4 protein-coding genes are annotated in these 5518 nt (G+C 42.0%); 2 read left to right on the top strand and 2 right to left on the bottom strand.

Features of this window, described 5'->3' with window-relative positions; all coding sequences use genetic code 11:
• Positions 1-106: 106 nt before the first annotated feature.
• Entirely contained in the window at positions 107-1627 is a 1521-nt protein-coding gene (locus VB740_RS16950) for a DUF3131 domain-containing protein (RefSeq protein ID WP_323201132.1), read from the bottom strand.
• A gap of 150 nt (positions 1628-1777) precedes the next feature.
• On the opposite strand from VB740_RS16950, the gene VB740_RS16955 reads away from it, so the two are divergent.
• Both VB740_RS16955 and VB740_RS16960 read left to right on the top strand, forming a co-directional pair.
• A complete protein-coding gene (locus VB740_RS16955) occupies positions 1778-2353 on the top strand; it encodes a TIGR04376 family protein (RefSeq protein WP_323201133.1) in 576 nt (191 codons plus the stop codon).
• Positions 2354-3076: 723 nt separating this feature from the next.
• Positions 3077-3637 (top strand): nitrate transporter, encoded by a 561-nt coding sequence (locus VB740_RS16960; RefSeq protein ID WP_323201134.1) that lies wholly within the window; start codon positions 3077-3079, stop codon positions 3635-3637.
• Positions 3638-3766: 129 nt separating this feature from the next.
• Here the strand turns inward: VB740_RS16960 and VB740_RS16965 are convergent, their stop codons facing one another.
• Positions 3767-5170, bottom strand: coding sequence for a collagen-like protein (locus tag VB740_RS16965; RefSeq protein ID WP_323201135.1), 1404 nt, complete (start codon positions 5168-5170; stop codon positions 3767-3769).
• Positions 5171-5518: the final 348 nt, after the last annotated feature.

Here is a 5518-nt window from a genome sequence, read left to right on the forward strand (position 1 = left end):
TTATGCGTTACCTGAAACCCTTGTAGAGACGTTGCATTGCAACGTCTCTACATTCTTCTGATATGCAACGTCAGTTTTTTTACTATTTGAGAAATTTAGCTGTAACTTACGGTGTTCTAGTAGCCCTCTCGGTTGACTTCTGACTTTTTTTAACTCCTGCCCAAACAGTCAGTGGTTGTCCGACCTTTTTATACAGTAAGCTTTCTAAAATCACGCCATTATTATTAGCTGTAAGAGCTTTATTCGGCTGACGTAGAGACTCATAAAAGCCGTTGTACCAGCCATCTTTTGATTTGAGGTTGTCTTGGACGAAATCAAATAACTGGCTGGTGTAAGTAGTATTGTAAAGCACATGCCAGCCGATCGCAGCTTTGGCACTGAGGAATCGCAAATCGTTGTACTGTTGTCGGGTATCTGCGATGGTTGCCCAAGGTTTTCCGTTGACAAACAAGCTGCTGTAAACGAAGTATGGAGGGCGATCTAAGTTGTCTTCGGTAACGGCGGTTAATTGGTTTGTCGCTTCATAACGCGCTGCTTGAGCAGCTAAAATCCGATCAGCGTATGCTTTAGGCAAAGCTTGAAACCCAGTTTCGATACCATCTAAAATATAAGGTTCGCTAAGAACATAGTTATTAGCTTCAGAATTGTTAAAGTCACGGCGATCGTAAGGAACTCCCTGTCCGTAAAGATCAACAAAGGCAGCATTGGACTGATAATCTAAGGCTTTTTTAACATCCAAGCCCCAAAGTTTCAGACCGTAGGCAGCATAATTCTCATAGCCCAAGCGACCTTCTTGATTGTACTGTTCTCTACCTTTGATAACGGCAGTACCGTACATTTGTCCCCTTCTGGTCAGACGCTTGACTTGCCAATGCTTCCAAACTGCTTCTGTTTCTAGTTGCATCTCTGGATACTTTGCCCCGACAATCTTCAGCCAGATTGCCATCCGCCCTAAATCAATGGCTGACCAACCAATTTCTTCGCGTTTTTCTAGTTGACCATAATTAACGGGTACGAGGGTTTTTGCATTGTAGACTTTGTTTGGTAGTTCCCCTTTATACAAAGGCATAGATGCCAGTGTTTTCAACATTTTGCTCATTTTGGCTTCAAATTCAGCCGCAGGCACGATATTGAGTTCTCTAGCACTGACCAAGGCTGCGATCGCTGCTGTCTGATCCCACATACTTACAGAGGCAAAACCATCAACAGAATTGACTAAGCCAGTTTCATCGTTCCAGTTGCGCTGGAAATATGACCAAGCCTGACGGGCAGTTGTCGTTTCCTCTGGGGTCAGCTTTCCAACTCCAGGAGCAACATAAGGAATTATCGCTACTGTTAGTTGGTTTTTAGGAATGGCTTGACCTGGTAAAACTACAGATTTCGCATCAAGGCTGGCAATTCTTTCAGCTTCCTTGGCAGCAGAGACAGGATTTTGGGGTTTCTGTGGTTCTACCAGCTGGCGTGAAGCAGTTTCGGATGTTGATATTTCAGGTTTTTCTATAGAAGTCTTGGAAATTTGCTTAGACCAAACATTTAAAATTGCGATCGCTAGTAGACCGGTAACTATTCCTCCCACAGAAGCTAATATGGACAAACTTTTAGATGGCGGTTGGAAATCAGAACTCATACTGATTAAAGCCTTATTTTGATAAGTCAGCGTTGTTTGCGTAGTTTCACCAAATACATTCTTCCCAACTTTAAAATCTAACTAACACCCAGAAGTCCACCTGACTACTACAATAAAATAGTCACGCACCCAATCTCTGGAGTTCTAGCAGTGGGCTTATTTGATGATTTGAGTCGGTTTTTAGAAAACCGTTTAGAAGAATTCTTGCGTAACAATCCACATTTGGAGTTAGAGGCGCTGCTAGAACAGCTGCGTGAGCAAGAGGAAGGCACATTAAAACTGATTGCAGATTTACAATTACAAGAGAAGCGATCGCAAGAGGAAATTCTGTCCACTGCTCAAGAAATTCAGCGTTGGCATATCCGCGTTCAAAAAGCCAAAAACGCTGGTAGAGAGGATTTGGCGGCTGCTGCGGGTGAGCGAGAAGCAGCCCTGTTGCGCGAAGGAAATCAGCGCTGGGGACACATGCAAGGACTGAAAGAACGCATTAACCAATCTCAGGAACTACTGCGAAAAATTCAGCAGCGGCGACAGGAAGTGCAAGCTAAAGCAGCCGAAGCACAGACAGCCCGTGCTAAAGCACAAACTCAGCAGCGTTTTGAAACCAGCGGCTGGTCGAATCAAACTAGCAGTTATTCTAGTGGGTTTGATGACTTAGAAGAGAAGTTCCGAAGCTGGGAAACTCAGGATGAGTTGGAACAAATGAAGCGGAATCTAGGGAAATAATCGCATCTGAATCAGAACTTACGCAAACAACAGCCGAAACCCTTATTCTCTGGTAGGGGCAATTCATGTAGCCCAAGGCTTCCCGCAGGATATTGCCCCTACAACATATGAAGCCAAAAGTGTATCAGTCTAGATTTACATATTACAATTCACAAACAGAAGTAAAAATTGACGAACTCTTAAGTAAAAATACGAAGCAACTAGAAGGAATTTGGACAGGTGAAGCAAAAACTCCATTTGTAGAGTTGCATTTAGTTCAGAATTAAAGGTATTTTAAATTAGAGTTAGTGCATTTTATCCCATAGTTTTGTTTTTATCAGTTCTATTTATTGGGCTTACAGGTCGTACTTCTGTTGCAAGCGTATTGTTTTATAGATATTCTGTATTGCTAATAACAAATTTTGCTATTTAATATTAAAAATTTTAGATATTCATACTTAGTGCAATCATCAAACAAGTAAAATCTGGAAATTGTATTTAACTTACTAATTAGGGTTTATTTTTCTGATAATGTTTACTAAAGTCTAGTTTTACTTCTGCTTTGTATTATTGCTTCCACATCGTAATAATGCTTAAATTCTTTGTTCGTCAACGAGGAGAAGATATAAAAACTCTTATGATTTCCAATAAAATGTGTATTTAAACACATCTTTTTCGCTATTTGGTGTTGTTGCCGCAGTATTTTCTAAATATTTTCTATGAGAACTGAGGCAGAAAATATATATGTTTTTAGACATTTTAGCTAGCCTGCAACGGTTATTTGTGGGTTATATTCCAGCCGCTGTATTGGGTAGCTTTGTAGGATATTTAATCGGTATGAATAGCATGGTTTATCAGTTATTTAGGCTGATATTCCAGATACCACATAGTATCCCTCCTATAGCTTTGCTACCTATTGCCCTAATAGTGTTTCAAGAGAGTGAAACTGCTGCTATTACAATAGTTTTTATCGGAACTCTCTGGACTATGATTATTAATACGGCAATCGGTATGCGGCATTTTCATAGACAGAATAATAACTTTCGAGTAGCTATATTTCATATATTTCATGCCTTGAAAGTTAGCATTTGGGTAGCCTGGTTTATAGTTATTGCTACAGAAATGTTAACAGGCCCAAAAGGACTTGGCTTTACCCTCTGGGAAGCTTATAAAGCGGGCAATGCTGATTACATTATTCAGGTGATCCTCTACATCGGTATCATTGGCTTTTTGCTAGATCAATTACTAGATTTTGCAGCTTATATTCTCTCGCAAATGGTTTCAGATGGGAAAAAATCATCCTAAATTTTATCAAGAATAATTCAGGACTCAGAATTCAGTATGATAGCACAGCGGTAGCGCAATACAGTTCAGATAAGACCAAAACACTTGTAGAGACGGCGATTTATCGCGTCTCGAAAACCTGACTCCTTTTTATCTAGGCTTACGGATTGTACCCTGCCAGCTAATAGTTTGCTTCGCAGAACGTATTCCCAAAGAACGAGTTGCTACGACTTCAATATCAACGTTAGTACCAGGGCGTAAAGCTTCGTTAGGAATTTTCAGCTTGCCCAAAGCTAGAGTAAAACGGTTGTAGTCACGAGTCACAAGTTCGTTAGGAATATCACCTTCATATTCAGTTTTGTAGCCAGAAAAACCGTGCAAGCTGTCCTGCGCGCGGAATTTTACGCGAAATTGAGTATTAATAGAATCAGACTTTGCTGCCAAATCGACTATTTTTAAATTGAGGTTTTGTCCGGCATCGGCAAACTCTGCCACAGCTAACCGGGTGACATCTTTTTTGGGAATGGCATGGTTAACGGTAAATGTTGTCAAGTTAGCCTCACTTTTGGTGTTACCCTCAACCCATAATTCCTCAGGAAAAGTAATTTCTATTTGTTTATTATCAGTTAAATTCAGTGTTACAGCTTGATTGCCAAAACTGTTGATGGGTTGTCTTTCTTGCCAAACTATTTGAAAAGCTTCTTCTAGACGCTGTTCAAACTCTCGATAATCATCAGCGATCGCAGAACCAGGCGCAAGTAGAGAAGCTGCCCCTTTGCGTTGATTCCATTTATTCTTCGAGAGATTGAACTGTTTGTTTATCAGTTCTGAAAGTGCTAGCTGCACAGTTGGAGTATCAGCTACCAAAGGTTCCTGGCTATTTACAATACTCAAAGTTCCTAAGCGCCCTTGGCTACCATCCCTACCATCGCTGCCATCTCGCCCATCGTTACCGTCGCTACATCGATAAACCTTGTCAGTACATTTATAATCAGGGCTATCAGGATTTCCCTTGCAGGTTTTCACCTTCCAACTCCGTCTTTGACAGTTGCAACCCTCAGTACCGTTACCGCCTCTACCGCCGCGTCCGCTTTCTCCACCAGTTGCTCGAACGGAAACGTTCCGTAAGTCTGCCAAATTGCTGTAATACGCCGTCAGGGAACCACCATTTCCCCCATCTCCTCCTTTGCCACCGTTACCGCCACTGCCACCATTTGGTGCATTTATGTCGTGGCTGACGCGATTGCGTTGGTAACTACAGTCCGGTTGATCGCCATGTTGCCCGTCTTCTCCGTCTTCACCATCTTTACCAGACAAGTCAAGATTAACGGGTGAACCATTGACAAAAATATTTTGGTTTTCACCACTGCCACCATCTCTACCCGATCGCCCATCGCTTCCTGTACGTCCATCTCTGCCATAATTTCTGGCTACTTTATAGTATTCCTCAGAGGCAACGGCTGGGCATAACACTGAACCAGAGGCAGGCAAAAAGCTAGTAAATAAGCAAAATGTCAGCAGTAGTGGCAGCTTACTCCTAAAACCATTGTGCATCTAATTACACCTAAAACTTTAGTTTAACGTGCGCCTCCGTTGGAGACTTACAAGAATTTAGATACAGCATTTCAGGGCAATATTTCGGAGAATTTTCGGTTTGTTTGAAGCGATCGCTAAATGCAATACAGACCATTCGTAGGGGCACAGCAATGCTCATACGTGTCAAAGCAAAAACTCTTTAAAACCTCGTTTCCAGCCTCTGGCTGGAAATGCTATTCCTGGCGGCTCTGCCGCTAGCAAGGGAGGCAGAGCCTCTAAGACGGCATTCCCAGTCGGAGACTGGGAACGAGACAAGCGAGGTAATCTATCAAAGCTTTGTCTGGAGTGGTTTTCACGTTAAGTTGA

This window comes from Nostoc sp. UHCC 0251 (assembly GCF_034932245.1).
Taxonomy (GTDB): Bacteria; Cyanobacteriota; Cyanobacteriia; order Cyanobacteriales; family Nostocaceae; genus Nostoc.